Genomic DNA, 878 nt, shown 5'->3' with positions numbered 1-878 from the left:
ACCACCGAACCCGTACGGGAGCAGATTTACAGTCTGATGCGTTTGGCCACTTCGCTAATCCTCCAGGATTACATGGTGCCGGCGAGAGGACTTGAACCCCCAACCTACTGATTACAAGTCAGTTGCTCTACCAGTTGAGCTACACCGGCGTATTACAGGTGTTATATATGGTGGCTCGGGACGGAATCGAACCGCCGACACGAGGATTTTCAGTCCTCTGCTCTACCGACTGAGCTACCGAGCCTTACTAAATTAAAAAATGGCGGAACCGACGGGATTCGAACCCGCGATCTCCTGCGTGACAGGCAGGCATGTTAGGCCAACTACACCACGGTTCCATAGTACTTTCTCAAGGAAAGTGAATTGCGGGGGCAGGATTTGAACCTGCGGCCTTCGGGTTATGAGCCCGACGAGCTACCGGGCTGCTCCACCCCGCGTCGTTATTAAAAGTCTTATGGTGGAGGCTGAGGGGATCGAACCCCCGACCCTCTGCTTGTAAGGCAGATGCTCTCCCAGCTGAGCTAAGCCTCCATAATATGACCCGTAGGGGATACTCTCACTTCATTCGAGACTGCGAAGCCGTTGCTAACGAAGTACATCCTCCGACGAACCTTTGGGATTCTCATCCCTTGTTGAAGCAATAGATATTGCTATGACCCGTAGGGGATTCGAACCCCTGTTACCTCCGTGAAAGGGAGGTGTCTTAACCCCTTGACCAACGGGCCTTACTGGCTCCCCGAACAGGGCTCGAACCTGTGACAACTCGATTAACAGTCGAGTGCTCTACCAACTGAGCTATCAGGGAATGGTGGAGCCAAGCGGGATCGAACCGCTGACCTCCTGCTTGCAAGGCAGGCGCTCTCCCAGCTGAGCTATGG

7 tRNA genes are annotated in these 878 nt (G+C 54.0%); all 7 read right to left on the bottom strand.

The features are described from left to right. Positions 1–73: 73 nt before the first annotated feature. The 7 genes from AB4111_RS31055 to AB4111_RS31025 all read right to left on the bottom strand — a co-directional run bounded on the left by AB4111_RS31055 (position 74) and on the right by AB4111_RS31025 (position 805). Positions 74–149, bottom strand: a tRNA-Thr gene (locus tag AB4111_RS31055). A 19-nt stretch (positions 150–168) separates the two neighbouring features. After that, a tRNA-Phe gene (locus AB4111_RS31050) sits at positions 169–244 on the bottom strand. A 16-nt stretch (positions 245–260) separates the two neighbouring features. Beyond that, a tRNA-Asp gene (locus AB4111_RS31045) sits at positions 261–338 on the bottom strand. 25 nt (positions 339–363) lie between these two features. Continuing rightward, a tRNA-Met gene (locus AB4111_RS31040) sits at positions 364–437 on the bottom strand. Positions 438–455: 18 nt separating this feature from the next. Next, positions 456–531: transfer RNA gene (locus AB4111_RS31035), tRNA-Val, on the bottom strand. 122 nt (positions 532–653) lie between these two features. Then, a tRNA-Glu gene (locus AB4111_RS31030) sits at positions 654–725 on the bottom strand. Between the two features lie 4 nt (positions 726–729). After that, positions 730–805, bottom strand: a tRNA-Asn gene (locus AB4111_RS31025). Positions 806–878 lie beyond the last annotated feature (73 nt).

This window comes from Paenibacillus sp. 2KB_22 (genome assembly GCF_052115745.1).
GTDB lineage: Bacteria > Bacillota > Bacilli > Paenibacillales > Paenibacillaceae > Paenibacillus.
The sequence above is the reverse complement of the archived record's forward strand: the minus strand, read 5'-3'. Positions and strand labels throughout refer to the sequence as shown.